The following is a 19,339-nucleotide window of genomic DNA, read 5'->3' as shown; positions in this document are numbered from 1 at the left end:
GTACCGCATGGAAGGGCCATCGCTCAACGGATAAAAGCTACCCTGGGGATAACAGGCTTATCTCCCCCAAGAGTCCACATCGACGGGGAGGTTTGGCACCTCGATGTCGGCTCATCGCATCCTGGGGCTGAAGTAGGTCCCAAGGGTTGGGCTGTTCGCCCATTAAAGCGGTACGCGAGCTGGGTTCAGAACGTCGTGAGACAGTTCGGTCCCTATCTGTCGTGGGCGTAGGAAATTTGAGAGGAGCTGTCCTTAGTACGAGAGGACCGGGATGGACGTACCGCTGGTGCACCAGTTGTTCCGCCAGGAGCATGGCTGGGTAGCTACGTACGGAAGGGATAAGCGCTGAAAGCATCTAAGCGTGAAGCCCCCCTCAAGATGAGATTTCCCAACTAGTAAGACCCCTTGAAGACGACGAGGTAGATAGGTTGGAGGTGGAAGTGCAGCAATGCATGGAGCTGACCAATACTAATCGGTCGAGGGCTTATCCAAAGATATTTCAATGTGCTGCAACTTCGTTTCGTATCTAGTTTTCAGGTGATCAAAACTGAATTGGAAGTGTACAAGTTATACTTGCAAGGAGGACGATCACGGCATTTGGCGATGCCGGATCCTGAATATACGTTTGGTGGCGATAGCGGAAGGGTTCCACGCGTACCCATACCGAACACGACCGTTAAGCCTTCCAGCGCCGATGGTACTTGGACCGCAGGGTCCCGGGAGAGTAGGACGTCGCCAAGCGAATACATATTCCCTGATAGCTCAGTTGGTAGAGCACTCGACTGTTAATCGAGTTGTCACAGGTTCGAGTCCTGTTCGGGGAGCCATACGGAGAGGTGTCCGAGTTGGTCGAAGGAGCACGATTGGAAATCGTGTAGGCGCCAAAAGCGTCTCGAGGGTTCGAATCCCTCTCTCTCCGCCAGCAAGGACTTCATATATGGCCCGTTGGTCAAGGGGTTAAGACACCTCCCTTTCACGGAGGTAACAGGGGTTCGAATCCCCTACGGGTCACCATTATCTATATTGCTTCTGGGGATGAGAATCCTATCATTATGAAATACAGTTGGAGGCTTAGCTCAGCTGGGAGAGCATCTGCCTTACAAGCAGAGGGTCGGGGGTTCGAACCCCTCAGCCTCCACCATATATACACCTTTTAATGACGCGGGGTGGAGCAGTTCGGTAGCTCGTCGGGCTCATAACCCGAAGGTCGTAGGTTCAAATCCTGCCCCCGCAACCAATTTAATCACTAGAATAAGTGATTAAGCCTCATGGAACTGTGGTGTAGAGGCCTAACATGCCTGCCTGTCACGCAGGAGATCGCGGGTTCGAATCCCGTCAGTTCCGCCATTCTTACAAGCTTCAGGGATGAGAACTCATATACTTGGGTTCGTCGAAGCATCATCTTCGTTAGCATAGACTTCGCAGTCTCGAACGAAGAGAGAGTATCCCGTCAGTTCCGCCATTCTTTACTCTTAGTAATAAGAGCCATTAGCTCAGTTGGTAGAGCACCTGACTTTTAATCAGGGTGTCGAAGGTTCGAGTCCTTCATGGCTCACCATTTTTACCAATGTGAGTACAGGATGGAGTACATATTACATTGCGGACGTGGCTCAGCGGTAGAGCATCGCCTTGCCAAGGCGAGGGTCGCGGGTTCGATTCCCGTCGTCCGCTCCATTATGCGCCCTTAGCTCAGCTGGATAGAGCGTTTGACTACGAATCAAAAGGTCGGGAGTTCGAATCTCTCAGGGCGTGCCATTTTTCTTAAAAAAACTATTAAAATATTTGATTCATACGAAATTTCATTATGCCGGTGTGGCGGAATTGGCAGACGCGCGCGACTCAAAATCGTGAGGGAAACCGTGGGGGTTCGAGTCCCTTCACCGGCATTTATTAACGGGATGTAGCTCAGCTTGGTAGAGCACCTGGTTTGGGACCAGGGGGTCGCATGTTCAAATCGTGTCATCCCGATTCAAATAGAAAGACTGCTTTCAGATCATCTGAAAGCAGTCTTTCTTTGTTGCAGGTAGAAAATAATTCTAATTATAAATGCTCTGCTGAATAATTTGGCAGTGTCCCGGTCACAATATGAAAAACATTGAATAGAAGGGGATTACCTTGAGTGTTTTTCATTTTTTCAAGAAACTGTTCAGAAAACGCTGGAGACGCTGGAGACGCGCCATTTGGTCTTGTGCGATCGTTCTGATCGCAGGTGTCGTGATATGGTCCGGCCAGAATATAAAAGATCAGATGAAGAAGCTGCTCACGGCTACATCAGATGAAACACCACTGGCTGTGGAAACGATGCACTACCTGAAGATTGAAGACGACAAGCAGGAAGAGCGCATAGAGGATCAAAGGGAATTCATGCAGAAGTTGAATACGTCAAAGGGTAAGAAACATGTTCACGTTCGCATAACGTATGTGTGTGGCACCGAAGAACAAGATTTGGGAAGGCTCACGGCAGACGGTATTTATGAATTGATGAATAAAAATCCTTTATGGCAGGGACGGTTGGATGATAAAGGCGAAGTCTGGCTGGAGCAAACCATTTCAGATCTTTCGCCAGCTTGTAAGAGACAAGCATATATTAGCGTCGATTCCAAAGGCAATTTAACGCTGTTTGATGGTCCGCCGGAAGAGGAGAAGGTCATGCGAACCTTTTTTCAGCTCGATGTCGGTTCGATGGAGTCTTCTTTGCCTAAGGATGTCATTAAGCAATTAGAAGACGGTATTCGTATTCAGGACATTGAAGAGTATAACAGTGTACTGTCAACCTTTAGCGACTACGCTCGGGATATGGCCGAGAATGTCATGAAGCCAAGCCCTTAAGTAGTTTCTGTTTTCGTATTTGCCGAATTAAGATAAAAAACTGCCCGAATCATTCGGGCAGTTTTTTGCGTTTCCGGGACAGCCGGAGAGAGCAAATATGAAAGTTATATTACGGCTAATCAAAGGTTTAAAGTTTTTCCTCAACTGAAGTCGATCTTTTGTTATAATGAGAGAACGATACATATGTTCGCTTCATCAGAGGAGAGATTGGTTTTGCGTATTTTAGGGATCGACCCGGGGATTGCGATTGTGGGTTTCGGGTTTGTAGATAAGGTTGGGAGCAAGGTGACTCCGGTGCAGTATGGCTGCATCCAGACGGAAGCCCATACACCGGATGAGGAGAGGCTGCTTCATGTATATGAAGGCATGCAGCAGCTTATTGATAAATACGAGCCTGAGGCTGTGGCATTTGAGAAATTGTTCTTTAACCGCAATGTAACGACGGCCATGTCGGTATCCCAAGCCAGAGGTGTTCTCATTCTTGCTGCCATCCAGCGGGGACTTCCGATTGCAGAGTATACACCGATGCAGGTGAAGCAGGCGATCGTCGGTTATGGCAAGGCAGAGAAGAAACAAGTTCAGGAGATGGTCAGGATGTTCCTGAAGCTGCAGAGCATCCCTAAACCTGACGATGTGGCAGATGCATTGGCGGTAGCGATTTGTCATGCGCATTCATATACACTTAATTCCATGTTAAATGAGGTATTGCGAAAATGATCGATTTTTTACGGGGACAGGTTGTCCACTTAGAAAGTGAATATATTGTACTGGATGTTCAGGGAGTCGGATACCGCGTGTTCTGCCCGAATCCGTATGCTTTTGCGAAAACCGAAGGGACAGTGACGGTGTATACACACCATCATGTGCGTGATGATGCGATCCTATTGTTTGGCTTCCCGTCAAGGGAGGAGCAAAAATTATTCCGTAAACTCATTGAGGTTTCGGGGATCGGACCGCGCGTGGCCCTTGGCATTTTGGGTGGGGGGTCTCCGGACCATGTTGTTTCAGCGATCTATCAGGAGAACGTATCCTTTCTCGTCAAACTGCCAGGAATCGGTAAGAAAACAGCGCAGCGCATGATTCTGGATCTTAAGGATAAACTCGAAGGATTTGGCAATGCGACGATGATGACAGGACTTTTTGCAATACAGGAACCGGAAGCGGAGAATGATGGTTCGGCATGGTCAGAGGCTCGCGAGGGATTGAAGGCTCTGGGTTACACGGATAGTGAACTGGACAAGGTCTGGCTCAAGATTAAGGATTCTGGGGCCAGCGGTGAATCCGTCGATGTGCTGATGAAACGGGCGCTGCAGCAGCTATTTGCCGGTTAGATAGAGAAATCGCTGCAGGAAAGGAGTTTTGTAGATGGACGATCGAATTATTTCCGCCAATCTGATGATGGACGAACAGGCTGTCGAGCTTAGTTTGCGTCCGCGTTATTTGGCTGAATATATAGGACAGAATCAGGTTAAGGAAAATCTCAAGGTATATATCGAAGCTGCAAAAATGCGCAACGAAGCGCTTGATCACGTGTTATTGTACGGTCCACCGGGGCTTGGCAAAACGACCCTGGCTAATATTATTGCCAATGAGCTTGGTGTTAATCTACGGACGACGTCCGGTCCGGCAATCGAACGACCGGGAGATTTGGCTGCACTTCTTACCAATCTGCAGGAAGGGGATGTCTTGTTTATTGATGAGATCCATCGCCTGCACCGGACGGTAGAGGAAGTGATGTATCCGGCCATGGAGGATTTTGCGCTGGATATTATGATTGGCAAAGGGCCAAGCGCACGCTCGGTGCGTCTGGATCTGCCGCCGTTCACGTTAATAGGCGCCACAACCAGGGCTGGGCTGCTCTCTGCGCCGCTTAGGGACCGTTTTGGAGTGGTTAGCCGGTTGGAATTCTATACGGTGGACGAGCTAAGTTACATCGTGTCACGCAATGCGGATCTCTTGGGGATCGAGATACTAGGTGATGCCGCTGACGAGATTGCCCTGAGATCGAGGGGGACGCCTCGTATCGCTAACCGGCTCTTGAAGCGTGTACGTGATTACGCCCAGGTTCGCGGCGATGGGATGATAACGCCAGCCATTGCTCAAGAGGCTTTGAAGATGCTCCAGATTGACCCGATGGGTCTGGATTTTATCGATCATAAAATGCTTAATGCTATGATTCGAAGTTTCCGAGGCGGGCCAGTGGGTCTGGATACGATTGCGGCAACGATCGGAGAAGAGAGTCAAACGATTGAAGATGTGTATGAACCGTATCTCTTGCAGATTGGCTTTTTGCAGCGGACACCGCGAGGCAGGGTCGTTACTCCCACAGCATATCAACATTTAGGCATTCCTTTTCCGGAGGACCGCCGTTAGTTTATAGAGTCATGAAATTCATACTACATCCTAATAGCTACAGGAGGAAAGACGCAAATGGATAGGAACTGGACGAAATCATTATTCCGCTGGTCCGCAAAAGGATTCTTGGCACTGACAATTGCAGGAAGTGTATGGAGCGCACCAGCCGTGCATGCGGCTGCTCCTTCATTGGATACGATACGAGTCGCGATGTTTTTGGATCTGGGAAGTCAGTATAAGTCAACAACGAATGCAGTTACTCTGCAATCCATGGAAGCTTTAACGGCTTCAATGCTTGCTGCTGGCACTCTGGAAACACTCGTAAATATTCCTGCCAATCAGCAGGTTCGGATGAGTGTGGATACATACCGCGTCAAGGTGCTTGAGACAACGGATTGGAAAACAGCTTCAGAAGCAGCGAAGAAGCTGCAGGGCACGAGCGACAAACCGATGCTGTTTATTGATGGCAAGGTATATAAATTGTATGCCGGTATGTATGGAACCGAGAAATCAGCTATTGAAGCAGCAGCGAGAACAGCAAAGACTGCGGCTGCTCATCTGAACGGACAGACCCCTTCCGTCAAAGGCGGATTGCATCTGTCGGCTGGATCGTATGGCTCAGAAGCCCAGGCGGAGACGGTTCGTAAATCGTTTGCGGATGCAGGCATTGATGCATTCAACGTGCTGGTGCCGGCGGGAGGAGCTTCTACTTATGAGGTATGGGTAGGGGAAGCCGCGAACACATCGGATTTGGCAGCAATCAAACAGGAAGCGGGAAAAGTTTCTGCTGCACTTGTCGAACAGGATGCTAATACTTCAGGACTGATTCTGAGACGCGATGTCAGCCTGAACCTGGCAACCCCTCAAGAAACACAGCATTACATGTTGGCGGGCGCTCAGTCCACACTGCGCCTGGAAGGGAAGACAGGGGCTGCAACAAATGTGAAAGAGCGCACGGATCGTTCTTATCGAGGGACATTTGAGATCGGGCAAAAGAACGGCCAACTCTATCTTGTGAATGAATTGCCGTTCCAGCAGTACCTGTATTCCGTTGTCGGCGCCGAAGTGCCGTCTTCCTGGGGAGCAGAGGCTCTGAAAGCTCAAGCCGTTGCAGCGCGCAGTTATGCTCTATTCCAAGGCAGCAAGTTTGAAGTAGCACATGTGGTGGATACAACATTAAGCCAAGCCTATTATGGAACAGCCTATGAGTATGCCAGCATTATTCAGGCTGTAGATGCCACTGAAGGCGAAGTTGTTTTGAAGGACGGCAAGCTCGTGGAAACCGTATTTTCCTCCAACAGCGGGGGGATGACGGCGGACTCCACTGAGGTATGGGGAAACCGGAACGATCTGTTTACAGCAGTGGAAAGCCCAGGGGATTCTTCGTCCCAAGCTGCGCTCAAGTCATGGTATCATGTGCTCCTTCCGAGCGGGGTTACCGGTTATGTCCGTGAGGACAATGCAAAAGAAACCGGCAATAAAACCTCGGCAGGGCTTCTGTACATGACCGTCACTTCCAAGGATACGAATGTGCGGCAATTGCCGTTAATCCAATCGAACGTTGAGCCTGTGGGCAAGATGAATCCGGGAGACACTGCCGTTATTCTTGAAAAGGTGGCGGAGTCCAACAGTTATGATTGGGTTCGCGGTCCTTATACTTCAGACGAATTGCTGGCCTCTCTAAAAGGAAAAACAACTAACAGCCTGCCAGCCTCTATTTCTTCATTGGATGTAACGGAGCGAGGCCCATCCGGGCGTGCCCTTACGATTAAAGCTAATGGACAAGTGCTGGACGTCAAATATCCGGATATGTTCCGCTCTGCTTTCAACGGTCTGCCAAGCACGCTGTTTGATATTGAATCGACCGGAAGTTATACTGTATTGAGCGCGAATGGTGCGATATCAACGGTTTCAAGCGGTCAAACGGTATCGGTCATCTCTGGAAGCGGAAACGGAAATGTTAGAGGCTCCGGGACCGTTGTGATGAATGGAACAGGGAAAGCACGTGTAATCGAGAACTCTTCCGGCTTCAAATTTACCGGCAAAGGCTTCGGTCATGGACTCGGCATGTCGCAGTGGGGTGCCAAAGGAATGGCCGATGAAGGGTATGATTATAAGCAGATACTCCAACACTATTACCGCAACACGATTATTACGAAGGACTGACCGACATGAATGTAGATTTGTATGATTTTGAATTACCCGAACAATTGATTGCGCAGACACCGCTGCTTGATCGAAGTTCGTCAAGACTTCTCACCCTTAACAAAGAGAGCGGGCAAATCAATCATCAAACGTTCGCAGATATCATAGACAGCCTGAATGCGGGAGACACGCTTGTATTAAATGATACGAAGGTGATTCCTGCACGATTGTTCGGCGAAAAGGAAGATACCGGTGCCAAGGCAGAGGTCCTTCTGCTGAAGAGTATGGGGCAAGACCGATGGGAAGCACTGGTGAAACCCGGCAAGAAGTTGAAAAAGGGAAATGTGATTTCCTTTGGTGATGGCAAATTAAAAGCGGTTATTGAGGAGGAAGGAGAGATGGGTGCTCGCACCCTTTCCTTCTCTTATAAAGGGATTTTTCAGGAGATTCTGGATGAGCTGGGTCAAATGCCGCTCCCGCCTTATATTAAAGAGAAGCTGGATGACCGGGATCGTTATCAGACCGTATACGCGAAGCACGAAGGATCCGCAGCTGCACCGACAGCAGGCCTTCACTTCACAGAGGCACTCCTGGAACAGATCCGTGCCAAGGGGGTGGACATCGCCTTCATCACCCTGCATGTGGGACTGGGAACATTCCGTCCGATGTCCGTGGATGTGGTCGAGGATCATGTCATGCATGAAGAGTATTATTCTCTCTCTCAGGAGACGGCAGATCTGCTTAATGAAACGAAGCGGCGCGGCGGCCGGGTCATAGCTGTTGGAACGACCTCATGCCGAACGCTGGAAACGGTAGGCTCACAGATGAACGGCGAGCCTCTCCGGGAGAGCAGCGGCTGGACAAGTATTTTTATCTATCCCGGGTATTCGTTTACGGTCGTGGATGCACTGATCACGAATTTCCATCTTCCCAAATCCACGCTGGTTATGCTGGTCAGTGCGCTGGCTGGACGTGAACACATTATGAAAGCGTACAAGGAAGCAGTTGAAGACAAGTACCGCTTCTTCAGCTTTGGCGACGCTATGTTTATCTATTAACTTCGGAGGTTGGTAATCACAATGGCAGCAGCTGTTACGTATGAACATATTAAAACGTGCAAACAATCAGGCGCTAGGCTTGGCAGGGTGCACACTCCTCACGGTGTGATCGATACACCGACTTTTATGCCGGTCGGAACATTGGCAACCGTAAAAACCATGAGCCCGGAAGAACTCAAAGCCATGGATGCTCACATTATTTTGAGTAATACCTATCATCTCTTTCTTCGTCCCGGGCATGACATCGTCAAGGAAGCAGGCGGACTTCACAAATTCATGAACTGGGACCGGCCGATCTTGACCGACAGCGGCGGCTTTCAGGTATTCAGCTTGGCAGAAATGAGGAAAATAACGGAGGAAGGCGTACATTTCCGTTCCCATCTGAACGGTGATAAACTGTTCATCTCTCCCGAGGTTGCCATGGAGATTCAGAACGCGCTGGGATCTGATATTATGATGGCCTTTGATGAATGCCCGCCTTATCCTGCGGAGTACGAATATGTGAAACAATCCACTGAGCGTACTTCCCGCTGGGCTGAACGCTGCCTTAAGAGTCATGCCAGACCGGAAGATCAAGCCCTGTTCGCGATCGTCCAGGGAGGCATGCATGAGGATCTGCGCCGCCAGAGCGCCCGGGATTTGACTTCCATGGATTTCCCGGGTTATGCTATTGGTGGACTTAGTGTGGGAGAATCGAAGCAGCTGATGTATGAAGTGCTGGATCACACGGTACCCCTGCTGCCGAACAATAAGCCTCGCTATTTGATGGGAGTCGGATCACCCGATGCGTTGATTGAGGGCTCGATTCGTGGTGTGGATATGTTCGATTGCGTGCTTCCGACTCGGATTGCCCGCAACGGGACAACGATGACAAGTCAAGGCCGTCTTGTCGTTCGAAATGCTCAATATGCCAGGGATTACGGACCGCTGGATCCGGAATGCGACTGCTACACTTGCCGTAACTACTCGCGTGCTTATTTGCGTCATCTGATCAAGAGCGATGAAACGTTCGGAATGAGATTGACGACGTATCATAATCTGCATTTCCTGCTCAATTTGATGCGGGGCGTACGCCAGAGTATTATGGAAGACCGTCTGCTTGATTTCCGCGATGAGTTTTTTGATAAGTACGGCCTACATGATAATAAAAAAGGGTTTTAAATTAAAATCATGGCCATCATGATAAGTTTTATGAAAGGGGGGAAAGATATGATAGAAACTTTTGATTTAGCAGCAGCGGCGAATGGCGGCAGTGGCGGCATATTAGGTCTGATCTTGCCATTCGTATTGATGTTTGTTATCTTCTATTTCCTGCTTATTCGTCCACAGCAGAAGAAACAGAAGACTAGAAACGCAATGCTTAGCGCCTTGTCCAAAGGCGACAAAGTGGTAACAATTGGAGGACTTCACGGCACGATCGTGGAGATTACCGACGATATTGTGGTCTTGAAAGTGAACGATGTAACGAAGTTGACGTTCGACCGCAACTCGATCAGCCACAGTGTAAGCACGGATGCATAATCACGTCTCACCTACATACGGGATGTAATCGTGAAGATATGACAGCCATAACAAAGGCCGGTTCCTGATGGAATCGGCCTTTGTTTTTTTTGTGAGTAAAAGTGTAGCAATGGACTGTTCATGGAAGATTTAGGAAGTGTGTTATTTCTTCAAATTGACCCCGAACATTCCCCCGATTGCGCCAGCAGCAAAAACCATGGCAATCAGTGTCAAGTCTCCAAGAGACAAGGAGCTATCCAGGGCAAGAAAGCCAATGACGAGCAGTGTAACGCCGTATAACAGCCCTGTGAGGCAGCCGTAATACCAGCCTTTGTTTCCTGCTCGCTTCCCGCTTACACATCCACCGATAAACGCTGCGATAGCATGTACGAGAAACGTATAAAAGGATAAGTCGTCTTCAGCCAGCCCGCTGCTCCATAGCAGCAGTGATAAAGCCAGTGCACCCAGAAACATCCAGAAAAAAGAATACAAAAGACCTGAAAGAATCGGATTGGAGATCCTAAAGGTAAATACTCGCCGGATTGGTTCCATGAATCGTCCCCCTTAACTAATCTTGATTATTAAACATTGTATGGCCAAGCCTGTACATATAGTACAAACTGAACATTTTGCAACCGGTTTTGCATGATTACCATTAATTAAGCAATTGTAATCGAATGGGAAGAGGTGCAGCAGGCCAGAATAGCTGTACATGAGAATGTTCGACAAGCTAGGGAGGGATTGTTTATGTCTCATATGACTATTCTGATTCTGCGGACCATTCTGATGTATGTGGTCATTTTTGTCACCATGCGAATCATGGGCAAAAGGGAAATCGGAAAGCTGTCCATCTTCGATTTGGTCATATCCATCATGATCGCTGAAATTGCCGTTTTTGTACTGGAAGATGTCAATAAACCGATTTGGGAAGGGCTTGCTCCTATCGCCGTTCTGGTGGGCATTCAGGTAGGGCTTGCTTACATTGGCTTGAAGAATCGAAAGATACGCCTGTTTGCAGACGGAAGGCCAAGCGTATTGGTGTCCCGTGGCAAGCTGCACCGCAAAGAGATGACAAAATTGCGCTATAATCTGGATGATTTGATGCAGCAGCTAAGAGGCAAAGACATCGACAGCCTGGCGGATGTGGAGTTTGCGATTCTCGAAACTTCCGGCCAGCTCACCGTCATTCCAAAGGATGCTGACAGCAGTTCGAATAGCTCCAACAGCAGCAGCCACTCTTCAAGTTCATCAGAGACCCCGAGTTCCGCAAATTCTTCCGGTTCTTCTTCATCCAAATCCACATCCAAGGAAGTAGATCCAACCGTCGTCGATATTCCATACCACAAAATTACGTACGAAGGGCTTCCCATTCCGCTTATACTGGATGGAAAGGTACAGGACGAAAATCTGGAATTAATTGAAAAGACACGATTCTGGCTTAAAAACGAGATTCAAAATCATGGTGCCAAAGATTTTAAAGATATATTTTTGTGCTCGATTGACCATAAAGGACGTATTTACATTGACCGCAAGAATCGGGATTAACGGCGGCTCAATCGGCTGAACCAGGAACCAACGACGGGAACACGCTCCAGGTCACGAGGAGTGACCAGCCTGGTCATAAAAATCACGATCAAATAGACCATGACTCCAACCGTCGCAGAGGCCAGGAATTGCAGCCACGGTAAGGATGCAAACGGAAGATGTTTATAGCCATACAGAACACAGGCGCCCATAATGATCATAACGGCTCCGATTTTCACATAATCAAGCAGGCGGAACCGAAAGCCGATCAGTCTCGACAGGCTAAATCCATGCAGCAAAGTGACAGCGATGCTGTTTACGATGATGGCGATCACGGCACCCTTGATGCCGAAGGCCGGATTGGATGCCAAATAAACGATGAGGCTCATTTTGATGATAGCTCCGACCAGAGTATTCAATAGAGCACGACCTGGTCGGTCGAGTGCCTGCAGTGCAGCTTGCAGGGGGGACTGCACGTACAAAAACAGAGCGAAGGGCGCCATGATTTTGAGCATATCGCTAATCTCGCTATTGTCGTATAACAGCAGACATAGCGGCTCGGCCAAAACAAACATGAGGATAGCAAAGGGAGCGCCTGAGACAAGGGCAAGCCGAAGGGATTGGTTCATCCGTTTGTGTATGGTAGCCCGATCATTACGCGCGGCTGCTTCTGAGAGTGAAGGAACAAGGGAAATGGCGAGAGAGACGGTCAGGGCACCGGGCAATAGCAGAAGCGGGATAATCATGCCCTGGAGAGCTCCATACTGGGCGGTAGCTACGGATGTCGCAATACCTGCCATGGCCAGACTGCGATTCGTCAGAATGGTCTCCAGCAAGTAAGAGAAGGAGCCAACCATTTTACCGCCGGTGACGGGTAAAGCGATACCGAATAAACGTTTCAGGATGCCTTTATTGGTGGGGGGCGTTTCCTTCACAATCGGTGCCGTGATTGCCTCTTGTGGTGATCTCGGCATCAGTTTGTTGGTTCTGCGTCCCTCACCAGAATATTGCAGCAGCAGTGCAATCATCCCGATCAGCTCTCCGACAGCTGTGCCGAGCATGGCTCCTGCCGCGCCGTATGCGATACCTTTGGGCATCAACAGATGGGCAAACCACAGCATGCAAATAATTCGGACAATCGTCTCGATCACAGAGGAGCTTGCGGAGGGAATCATGTTTTGTTTTCCTTGGAAGTATCCTCGATACACGGACGAAACGGCAATGATGATCAGCATGGGTGTCATGCTGATGAAGGTTTGATATACACGCTCGTCCGGCAAAAGAACACCAGTTACCCAAGGAGCAAGTAGTAGACTGAGTCCCGTAAAGAGGGTACCTGCTATCAGGGTCAGCATAAGGCTTACATGAAGAATCTGCTTGGAGGCATCCTGCTTCCCGGCTCCTTCGGCTTCAGCAACCATTTTGGCAATGGCCAGCGGAATTCCGCCCGTAATGATAGTTACGAGCACGATAAAGAAGGGATACCCCAACTGGTAAATGCCGACACCCTCGGGTCCAATGATCCGGGGGAGGGCGATACGGGGAATAAACCCGAGTAGGCGGTTTAATATGCCGGCTGCAAGTAAGATCAGCGTTCCTTTAATAAATGATTGCTTGTTCACTGTCCATCCCACTCCCTGGTTAAGACTGAATACGATGACACAACATGGCTATTCTTATGGATATGCCCTACCTGTCCCATCTGATGACTTTACTTTTTTTTCAGGACATGGTAGGAATAGAAGGAAAGCAAAGTAGGATGTCGAATGTATTTTAGGGACAACAGGGAGTCAGTGAGGAGGCCATATGCATGGAACTCGAGCAAATGAGCGAGGAAGAATTGATGAGCACCATTGAGATGGTATGCTTGAGCAAAGTTGAAGAAATGCATCTGATCGGGTACGAATATGTGACCAGCGATGATATTTGGAACTGTGTCAGCAGCAAGTATGAGAAGGAAGGCGTCCCATCCCTCCACAAACTGGTCAACGACATTCTGTCCTTGAAGGCAACAGCATTAATGAACTATATGACAATATCAGCATATAAGGGATCTTCTTTCGATTAATCGGAGAGGTCCCTTTTGCCTTGCGGAATAAGGGTTCATCCATAAGCCCGACAAATTTTGATAAATTGACTGGGTTTTATGACATCGCTATAATAGGAATATTGAGTAAAAAGGGGGAACAAGGGACGGCATGAAGAGAATTATCAGTTTCGTTGGAACCGTGCTCGTGATCACTATTTTAATGGCCGTTACAACTCCAGGCTTGTTGAAAGAGGTCCGTCTTGGTTTGGATCTAAAGGGTGGATTTGAAATCCTTTATGAAGCCGAGCCATTAATGGAAGGTCAGCAAGTCACAAAAGAAGCACTGCAGGAAACAGCGAAGAGCTTGCAAAAGCGCGCTGATGCGATGGGAACGTCAGAGCCGGAGGTTACGCCGGAAGGGACAAACCGGATTCGCCTAAAAGTGGCGGGCGTAACGGATGAGGCCGAAGTTCGAAAAACAATGAAAGAACCTGCAAACCTCACATTCCGAAGCAATGACGGCTGTAAAGAAGGCGAGGAGTTTTGTAAAATAGAGCTCCGCGGCGACGATTTTGTCGAGAATGGCGCATCGGTTGCCTATGACACGCTTAATCAGCCTATGATAGATATTAAAGTGAAGGACAAAGGGAAGTTCGCTGAAATTACAGAACGTCTTCTTGGTCAAGAGCTCGCTATCTTCATGGATGACCAACTTCTGTCGGCTCCGACGGTACGAGCTGTATTGACAGACGGCACTGCGCAAATTACAGGGAATTACTCCCTAGATGAAGCAAAACAGATCCGGGATACGATTAATCTCGGTGCTTTGCCACTGAAACTGGTAGAGAAATACTCCCAGAGCGTAGGGGCAACACTCGGTATGCAGTCTCTTACTAAAACGCTGCAAGCAGGTCTTATAGCGTCTGCTGCGATTCTGTTATTCATGATCATTAGATACCGTGTACCAGGTTTGCTTGCAAGTTTTGCACTCATTTTGCATACATGGCTGCTGATTCTTATTTTCGTATGGGCTGACTTTACCTTGACGCTTCCAGGTATCGCGGCATTCATACTTGGTATTGGTATGGCCGTTGATGCCAACATCATTACCTATGAACGTATTAGGGAAGAGATCAAGACAGGTAAGAGTGTGCCATCCGCAGTGAAATCGGGCGGTAAGTCGTCCCTGCGGGCGATTATGGACTCTAACTTGACAACGATTCTTGTTGCCGCTGTAATGTTCGGGTTTGGTACCGGTGCGGTTAAAGGTTTTGCGCTCGTATTGATCTTGGAGATTATCGTAAGTATTGCCACGAACGTTTATTTCTCCCGTTTCTTGCTCAATCTGCTTGTGAATATTGGTTGGGCCCGCAAACCGAGCCATTATGGCGTAAAGGAGCGTGACATTCGTGAGCTTTAAGAAATACGATTTCGTAAGCAAAAGCAGATTTTTCTATATACTATCCATAGCTATTACGATTCTGGGGTTGGTATTTCTCCTGACTCGAGGGCTTAACTATGGGGTTGACTTCCAATCAGGCTCCAACGTCGATATCTCACTCTCCAAACCGTTGACAACGGAGCAGATTGAATCCGTGCTAGCAGAAGCAGGGATCGGTGAAGATGCAAGTGTTACGCCGGGTAATGATCGTGTGAACATCCGGTTCAGCCAGGTACTCACCGAGGATCAGGATTTGAAGCTGAGATCCGGCATCGAGAAGCTGGATGACACGGCAACATTCGAGATCAATACGGTTGACCCCGAGATGGCTAAGGAGCTTGGACGGAACGCAATATATGCCGTACTTCTCTCATGTATCGGGATTATCATCTATGTCAGCATTCGCTTTGAATGGCGGTTTGCGATTGCAGCGATTGTAGCGCTCCTGCATGATGCATTTGTGGTTATCAGTATTTTCTCGATTCTCGGGTTGGAAGTGGATTTAACATTCATCATTGCCGTTCTGACGATCATCGGTTATTCGATTAACGATACGATTGTTATCTTTGACCGGATACGGGAAAACTTAAGGTTTGCCAAGATTAAAAGATCATCGGATCTAAATGATCTCGTAAACAAAAGTTTGCACCAGACGCTCGGTCGTTCGATTTATACGGCTTTGTCCGTATTCATCGCTGCGTTCTTCATGCTCTTGCTTGGCGGTGAGTCGATTCAGATGTTCTCGCTGGCGATTTGTATCGGTTTGGCTTTCGGTGCGTATTCTTCGATCTTTATTGCGAGTCCGTTGTGGCTTGTGCTAAAAAAACGTAATGTCAGCAATAAACCGAATGCACCTAAACCAAACAAAGATAAAATTGAAATTTAATCCAATGGGCTGATGGCGTTGCAATCTAGACAGCAGAGATCCTATACAAGTGAAAGCCGCGTCGTAGGCGACGCGGCTTTCTAAAGTTAACAGCATGATCATGTGCAGGATTGACTGGACACGATTGAGGGGGGCCTCAAGTGAACAATGAACGATTGAATCATACCGAAACTGTCGTCTGGACAGGCATTGTAACTGATTTTGCATTGGCATTGTGCAAAGGCATTGTCGGTTATTTATCCGGCAGCAAGGCTCTAATCGGAGATGCTATGCACTCTGCGGCGAACGCAGTAACTTTATTGGTGAACCGGATGCCGAGCACAGGAATCTTTGGCTATAAGAGTTCCATTCGGAGCAAACGGGATGCACCTGAAACGGCGGAGCCAGTAATTTCGATCTTGTTTGCCGTATTGTTTATTATGGGCGGCATCCAAATTGCTATTTCAGCCATTCAGCACATGGCATCAGGCAACCTCCAGCCGCCAACCAAAGGCGCAATAATCGCAGTCCTTGTCTCACTGGCAGTAAATGAAGCCGTATTTCAGTACCAATACCGGCAGATCAAAAGAAACAATGATCCAAGGCACGCGATGCTGTCCGCTGACCACCGATTCGCACTATATTCTTCTCTTACGGTCTTGGTCGGGGTGTCTCTTTCCATGGGAGGCTTTTATTTCGAATGGGCTCCGCTGGTATACATGGACTCGATTGCAGCTCTTATTGTGTCTTGTCTCGTAGTGAGAAAAGGGTATATACTGATCGTTCATTCCGTTTATGGAACGCTTTTAGAAGAGAAGCGACATGAGCATGAAGCGGAGTTTATGGATACGATTCAGCGTGTGCACGGTGTCATAACGGTCACGGAACTGAAAGTTCAGGAATACGGACAGTTTCGCCATGTGAACATCGAGGTGAAAATCACCGTGAATCCGCGTACTTCCGTATTGGAGGCACAGGAAATTGCCGAGCGGATCCGAAAGCTTTTAACCCATCGCTTCATTCAGGTTACGGATGCCAAGGTTGCCGTAGTTCCCTATGAACCGGGTTATCCGTATAAATCGAATTATGACTTGATGGACAATGATATGCCGACACTGACGCAGTAACGGATGAGTTACAGGCTAAGACAGCAGGAAAAAGGCAGGAAAAGGAAGGTGAGTCCCTGTGCTGTATTCCAAATACGAATGGCGAATACACCCGGCAGAGTCATCAATCACCGATAGGCTGGCTCAGGACCTGTCGTTGTCGCCCATTGTGGCTTCACTTATGGCTTCGCGGGGGATACAATCGGCCGAGGATGGACACAGATTTCTACATGGTACCTTTGAGCTGACGCATGATCCTTATCTCATGCAGGGAATGCAAGAGGCAGTACCGCGAATACGCAAAGCGCTGGAGGATCGTGAGCATATTCTGATCTATGGGGATTACGATGCAGATGGAGTATCCAGCACATCGTTGATGATTCATCTGATGCGTCATTTGGGCGCATCCTATGATATTTATATACCTCATCGTTCCAATGAAGGTTATGGTTTACATAATCATGCACTGGATTGGGCCCATCAACAAGGGGTCAGTTTGGTGATTACCGTAGATACGGGAATTAGTGCAGTCGAGCAAATTGCGTACGCAAACAGCTTGGGCATCGACGTGATTGTCACAGACCATCATGAGCCGCCTGAGACGCTGCCTGAGGCTTATGCACTGATCAACCCGAAGCTTCCCACATGTCCTTATCCTTTTAAGGGTTTGGCGGGCGTAGGAGTGGCGTACAAGCTGGCTCAGGCTCTTGTGGGGGAGCCGCCTGAGGAATGGCTCCAGATCGTTTCCATCGGGACGATAGCTGATTTGATGCCGCTCACTGGAGAGAATCGGGTGCTGGTGAAGCACGGAATTGAATCGATGCGGAACACTCGTTATGAAGGCATTCGATGTTTGCTCGAGGTATCGGGGGTTCACGTGGAGCAGGTAACCGCAGTAAACGTGGCTTTTTCTATGGCACCACGAATTAATGCCAGCGGCCGCCTCGATCATGCAGGTCGTGCGGTTACGCTCCTTACAACAGAGCACAGGGAAGAAGCAGAGCGTTTAGCCTGGGAGCTGGATGGACTGAACAAGGAACGGCAGCAAGTGGTTGAGACCATTGTTGAGGAAGCCCTTGGAATGGTGCAGTCCCGCTGGGGAGGGCGGGAGATTCCTCCCGTCATCGTGCTGGCCGGTGAAGGCTGGAATGTTGGTGTTGTTGGAATTGTGGCTTCCAAAATATTGGAGCGATTCTACAGACCTGTTGTCATACTCGGGATTGACCCCGATACGGGGAATTGCAAAGGCTCTGCCCGTTCGATTCCAGGATTCGATATCTATGCGGCTTTACACTCCTGTCGGGACGTGATGGACCATTTTGGCGGTCATCATTCTGCTGCCGGCATGAGCCTCCAGCGGGACCGCTTGGAAGAGTTTGAACGGGGACTTCATGTGTATGCAGAAGAAGCACTTGATGCAGAGCATCTCATTGCCGTATGTGATGCAGACCTCGAAGCCAGCATGTCGGAGATATCTGTGCCTGTTTTGGAGCAAATCGAACAGTTAGGACCGTTTGGGATGGCGAATGCTGTACCAAAGATTGTCTTTCGTGATGTTGTCATTAAGGATGTTCGGAAAATCGGCAAGGAAGGAAAACACCTGAAGCTTCGTATCCAGCAGAAGCGGGACGTGATGGATGCCATCTCATTTGGATGGGGGCATCTTGCCGATATTTTGCCCGTAGGTACTATCGTGGACGTGTTGGGAGAGCTCTCCGTGAATGAATGGAACGGCAGCCGCAAGGTGCAGCTGATGATTCAGGACATTCGCGCCTCCTATCAGCAGGTATTTGATTATCGGGGAATCCAAGAGCCTTTGAAAGAAATTCAGAGGTGGAGAGCGGATCTGGAACCGCATCTCCGTTGTCCGGCTGCCCGTTCGGCAGTGGTATACGCAAAAGATTCACACCCGGAAATAAAAACCCAATTGTATGATATGTGCCTTTGGGTATATGATAGGAATGCTGGCGTCTTGCCGGATAATGAAATTGCTGAGAACCACAATCAAGAAGACATTTCCGTTTTGTTCGTACTGGACGTACCGGAGACGGCTGAACAGCTGGATGGGTTCATGTCAGCCTTCCATTCCGTTCCCAATATATTCATGTTACATCCGACCCGGAGTCAGCGTGAACGATTGCTAATTCCGGACCGGGAACAGTTTAAAAAGCTGTACGTTTCACTCGCTGGAATGACGTCCAGACCCCTGCCGGAGAACGAGGTTGTTGCGCGTCTGCAGCAGCAGGCTTCCTTGTCTCCACGCATGTTAGTCAAAGTGCTGGACGTGTTTGAAGAATTGGCGTTCATTCAGCGTGTCGAGGGACAAATTACTTTTATACCGAAGCCGGAGAAAAAACCGCTGGATGCTTCCCGTCACTTCAGGGAATTAAGCGATTTGGCGGATATGGAGCAGCATCTGCTTCATGCCGGTACCGAACAATTAACCCAGTGGATGATGTCCCGCACAAAAGGTGTATCTTAGCCGCA

16 protein-coding genes, 11 tRNA genes and 2 rRNA genes (1 of these 29 running past the window's edge) are annotated in these 19,339 nt (G+C 48.8%); 27 read left to right on the top strand and 2 right to left on the bottom strand.

Annotation, left to right across the window (positions count from 1 at the left end):
• The 21 genes from WDY75_RS23540 to yajC form a co-directional block, all read left to right on the top strand.
• Positions 1 to 492 (top strand): 23S ribosomal RNA (locus WDY75_RS23540); it begins 2,554 nt to the left of the window's first position.
• 132 nt (positions 493 to 624) lie between these two features.
• A 5S ribosomal RNA gene (rrf, locus tag WDY75_RS23535) occupies positions 625 to 741 on the top strand.
• Between the two features lie 10 nt (positions 742 to 751).
• Positions 752 to 827, top strand: a tRNA-Asn gene (locus WDY75_RS23530).
• Positions 828 to 830: 3 nt separating this feature from the next.
• Positions 831 to 922 (top strand) — tRNA-Ser (locus WDY75_RS23525).
• Positions 923 to 939: 17 nt separating this feature from the next.
• Positions 940 to 1,014: transfer RNA gene (locus tag WDY75_RS23520), tRNA-Glu, on the top strand.
• Positions 1,015 to 1,065: 51 nt separating this feature from the next.
• Positions 1,066 to 1,141: transfer RNA gene (locus WDY75_RS23515), tRNA-Val, on the top strand.
• Positions 1,142 to 1,160: 19 nt separating this feature from the next.
• Positions 1,161 to 1,237, top strand: a tRNA-Met gene (locus tag WDY75_RS23510).
• 33 nt (positions 1,238 to 1,270) lie between these two features.
• Positions 1,271 to 1,347 (top strand) — tRNA-Asp (locus tag WDY75_RS23505).
• Positions 1,348 to 1,482: 135 nt separating this feature from the next.
• Positions 1,483 to 1,558: transfer RNA gene (locus WDY75_RS23500), tRNA-Lys, on the top strand.
• Between the two features lie 41 nt (positions 1,559 to 1,599).
• Positions 1,600 to 1,674: transfer RNA gene (locus WDY75_RS23495), tRNA-Gly, on the top strand.
• Positions 1,675 to 1,678: 4 nt separating this feature from the next.
• Positions 1,679 to 1,755 (top strand) — tRNA-Arg (locus tag WDY75_RS23490).
• Positions 1,756 to 1,806: 51 nt separating this feature from the next.
• Positions 1,807 to 1,886 (top strand) — tRNA-Leu (locus tag WDY75_RS23485).
• An 8-nt stretch (positions 1,887 to 1,894) separates the two neighbouring features.
• Positions 1,895 to 1,968, top strand: a tRNA-Pro gene (locus WDY75_RS23480).
• Between the two features lie 147 nt (positions 1,969 to 2,115).
• Positions 2,116 to 2,829 (top strand): BofC C-terminal domain-containing protein, encoded by a 714-nt coding sequence (locus WDY75_RS23475; RefSeq protein ID WP_036644846.1) that lies wholly within the window; start codon positions 2,116 to 2,118, stop codon positions 2,827 to 2,829.
• A 213-nt stretch (positions 2,830 to 3,042) separates the two neighbouring features.
• Entirely contained in the window at positions 3,043 to 3,546 is a 504-nt protein-coding gene (gene ruvC / locus WDY75_RS23470) for a crossover junction endodeoxyribonuclease RuvC (RefSeq protein ID WP_036644844.1), read from the top strand.
• A complete protein-coding gene (ruvA, locus tag WDY75_RS23465; protein ID WP_036644842.1) occupies positions 3,543 to 4,160 on the top strand; it encodes a Holliday junction branch migration protein RuvA in 618 nt (205 codons plus the stop codon). The genes ruvC and ruvA overlap by 4 nt, the downstream gene beginning before the upstream one ends.
• Before the next feature lie 34 nt (positions 4,161 to 4,194).
• Positions 4,195 to 5,202, top strand: a complete 1,008-nt coding sequence (gene ruvB / locus WDY75_RS23460; protein WP_006208833.1) for a Holliday junction branch migration DNA helicase RuvB — start codon at positions 4,195 to 4,197, stop codon at positions 5,200 to 5,202.
• Positions 5,203 to 5,259: 57 nt separating this feature from the next.
• A complete protein-coding gene (locus WDY75_RS23455; RefSeq protein WP_063478873.1) occupies positions 5,260 to 7,350 on the top strand; it encodes a SpoIID/LytB domain-containing protein in 2,091 nt (696 codons plus the stop codon).
• 5 nt (positions 7,351 to 7,355) lie between these two features.
• Entirely contained in the window at positions 7,356 to 8,387 is a 1,032-nt protein-coding gene (gene queA, locus WDY75_RS23450) for a tRNA preQ1(34) S-adenosylmethionine ribosyltransferase-isomerase QueA (RefSeq protein WP_006208835.1), read from the top strand.
• Positions 8,388 to 8,408: 21 nt separating this feature from the next.
• Positions 8,409 to 9,548: a tRNA guanosine(34) transglycosylase Tgt gene (gene tgt / locus WDY75_RS23445; RefSeq protein ID WP_006208836.1), complete on the top strand. Its 1,140-nt coding sequence runs from the start codon at positions 8,409 to 8,411 to the stop codon at positions 9,546 to 9,548.
• A gap of 48 nt (positions 9,549 to 9,596) precedes the next feature.
• Entirely contained in the window at positions 9,597 to 9,908 is a 312-nt protein-coding gene (gene yajC / locus WDY75_RS23440; RefSeq protein ID WP_040680433.1) for a preprotein translocase subunit YajC, read from the top strand.
• A gap of 141 nt (positions 9,909 to 10,049) precedes the next feature.
• On the opposite strand, the gene WDY75_RS23435 is transcribed toward yajC, so the two are convergent.
• The gene (locus tag WDY75_RS23435; protein ID WP_006208838.1) at positions 10,050 to 10,439 is read right to left on the bottom strand and encodes a TIGR04086 family membrane protein; all 390 of its coding nucleotides are present in this window, start codon (positions 10,437 to 10,439) and stop codon (positions 10,050 to 10,052) included.
• A 195-nt stretch (positions 10,440 to 10,634) separates the two neighbouring features.
• Here WDY75_RS23435 and WDY75_RS23430 point away from each other — a divergent pair, with 195 nt between their 5' ends.
• The gene (locus WDY75_RS23430; RefSeq protein ID WP_006208839.1) at positions 10,635 to 11,432 is read left to right on the top strand and encodes a DUF421 domain-containing protein; all 798 of its coding nucleotides are present in this window, start codon (positions 10,635 to 10,637) and stop codon (positions 11,430 to 11,432) included.
• Here WDY75_RS23430 and spoVB read toward each other — a convergent pair.
• The gene (gene spoVB / locus WDY75_RS23425) at positions 11,429 to 13,033 is read right to left on the bottom strand and encodes a stage V sporulation protein B (RefSeq protein ID WP_063478874.1); all 1,605 of its coding nucleotides are present in this window, start codon (positions 13,031 to 13,033) and stop codon (positions 11,429 to 11,431) included. The two genes, WDY75_RS23430 and spoVB, sit on opposite strands and share 4 nt — an antisense overlap.
• A gap of 188 nt (positions 13,034 to 13,221) precedes the next feature.
• Between spoVB and WDY75_RS23420 the strand changes: the two genes are divergently transcribed.
• From WDY75_RS23420 to recJ, 5 genes are all read left to right on the top strand, one after another.
• Positions 13,222 to 13,479: a post-transcriptional regulator gene (locus tag WDY75_RS23420; RefSeq protein ID WP_006208841.1), complete on the top strand. Its 258-nt coding sequence runs from the start codon at positions 13,222 to 13,224 to the stop codon at positions 13,477 to 13,479.
• A 130-nt stretch (positions 13,480 to 13,609) separates the two neighbouring features.
• Positions 13,610 to 14,860: a protein translocase subunit SecD gene (gene secD / locus WDY75_RS23415; RefSeq protein ID WP_006208842.1), complete on the top strand. Its 1,251-nt coding sequence runs from the start codon at positions 13,610 to 13,612 to the stop codon at positions 14,858 to 14,860.
• A complete protein-coding gene (gene secF / locus WDY75_RS23410) occupies positions 14,850 to 15,767 on the top strand; it encodes a protein translocase subunit SecF (RefSeq protein WP_076153243.1) in 918 nt (305 codons plus the stop codon). Before secD ends, secF begins: the two co-directional genes overlap by 11 nt.
• 140 nt (positions 15,768 to 15,907) lie before the next feature.
• Entirely contained in the window at positions 15,908 to 16,873 is a 966-nt protein-coding gene (locus WDY75_RS23405) for a cation diffusion facilitator family transporter (RefSeq protein ID WP_063478875.1), read from the top strand.
• 58 nt (positions 16,874 to 16,931) lie between these two features.
• The gene (recJ, locus tag WDY75_RS23400; protein ID WP_063478876.1) at positions 16,932 to 19,334 is read left to right on the top strand and encodes a single-stranded-DNA-specific exonuclease RecJ; all 2,403 of its coding nucleotides are present in this window, start codon (positions 16,932 to 16,934) and stop codon (positions 19,332 to 19,334) included.
• Positions 19,335 to 19,339: the final 5 nt, after the last annotated feature.

The sequence above is a fragment of the Paenibacillus glucanolyticus genome (assembly GCF_037333485.1).
GTDB classification, from domain to species: domain Bacteria; phylum Bacillota; class Bacilli; order Paenibacillales; family Paenibacillaceae; genus Paenibacillus_AQ; species Paenibacillus_AQ glucanolyticus.
This window is presented reverse-complemented; position numbering and strand designations above follow the sequence as displayed.

Coding starts and splice junctions, on each gene's coding strand:
- ruvA (WP_036644842.1), top strand. CDS start 3,543: ATGATCGATTTTTTACGGGGACAGGTTGTCCACTTAGAAAGTGAATAT.
- ruvB (WP_006208833.1), top strand. CDS start 4,195: ATGGACGATCGAATTATTTCCGCCAATCTGATGATGGACGAACAGGCT.
- WDY75_RS23455 (WP_063478873.1), top strand. CDS start 5,260: ATGGATAGGAACTGGACGAAATCATTATTCCGCTGGTCCGCAAAAGGA.
- queA (WP_006208835.1), top strand. CDS start 7,356: ATGAATGTAGATTTGTATGATTTTGAATTACCCGAACAATTGATTGCG.
- tgt (WP_006208836.1), top strand. CDS start 8,409: ATGGCAGCAGCTGTTACGTATGAACATATTAAAACGTGCAAACAATCA.
- yajC (WP_040680433.1), top strand. CDS start 9,597: ATGATAGAAACTTTTGATTTAGCAGCAGCGGCGAATGGCGGCAGTGGC.
- WDY75_RS23435 (WP_006208838.1), bottom strand. CDS start 10,439: ATGGAACCAATCCGGCGAGTATTTACCTTTAGGATCTCCAATCCGATT.
- WDY75_RS23430 (WP_006208839.1), top strand. CDS start 10,635: ATGTCTCATATGACTATTCTGATTCTGCGGACCATTCTGATGTATGTG.
- WDY75_RS23420 (WP_006208841.1), top strand. CDS start 13,222: ATGGAACTCGAGCAAATGAGCGAGGAAGAATTGATGAGCACCATTGAG.
- secD (WP_006208842.1), top strand. CDS start 13,610: ATGAAGAGAATTATCAGTTTCGTTGGAACCGTGCTCGTGATCACTATT.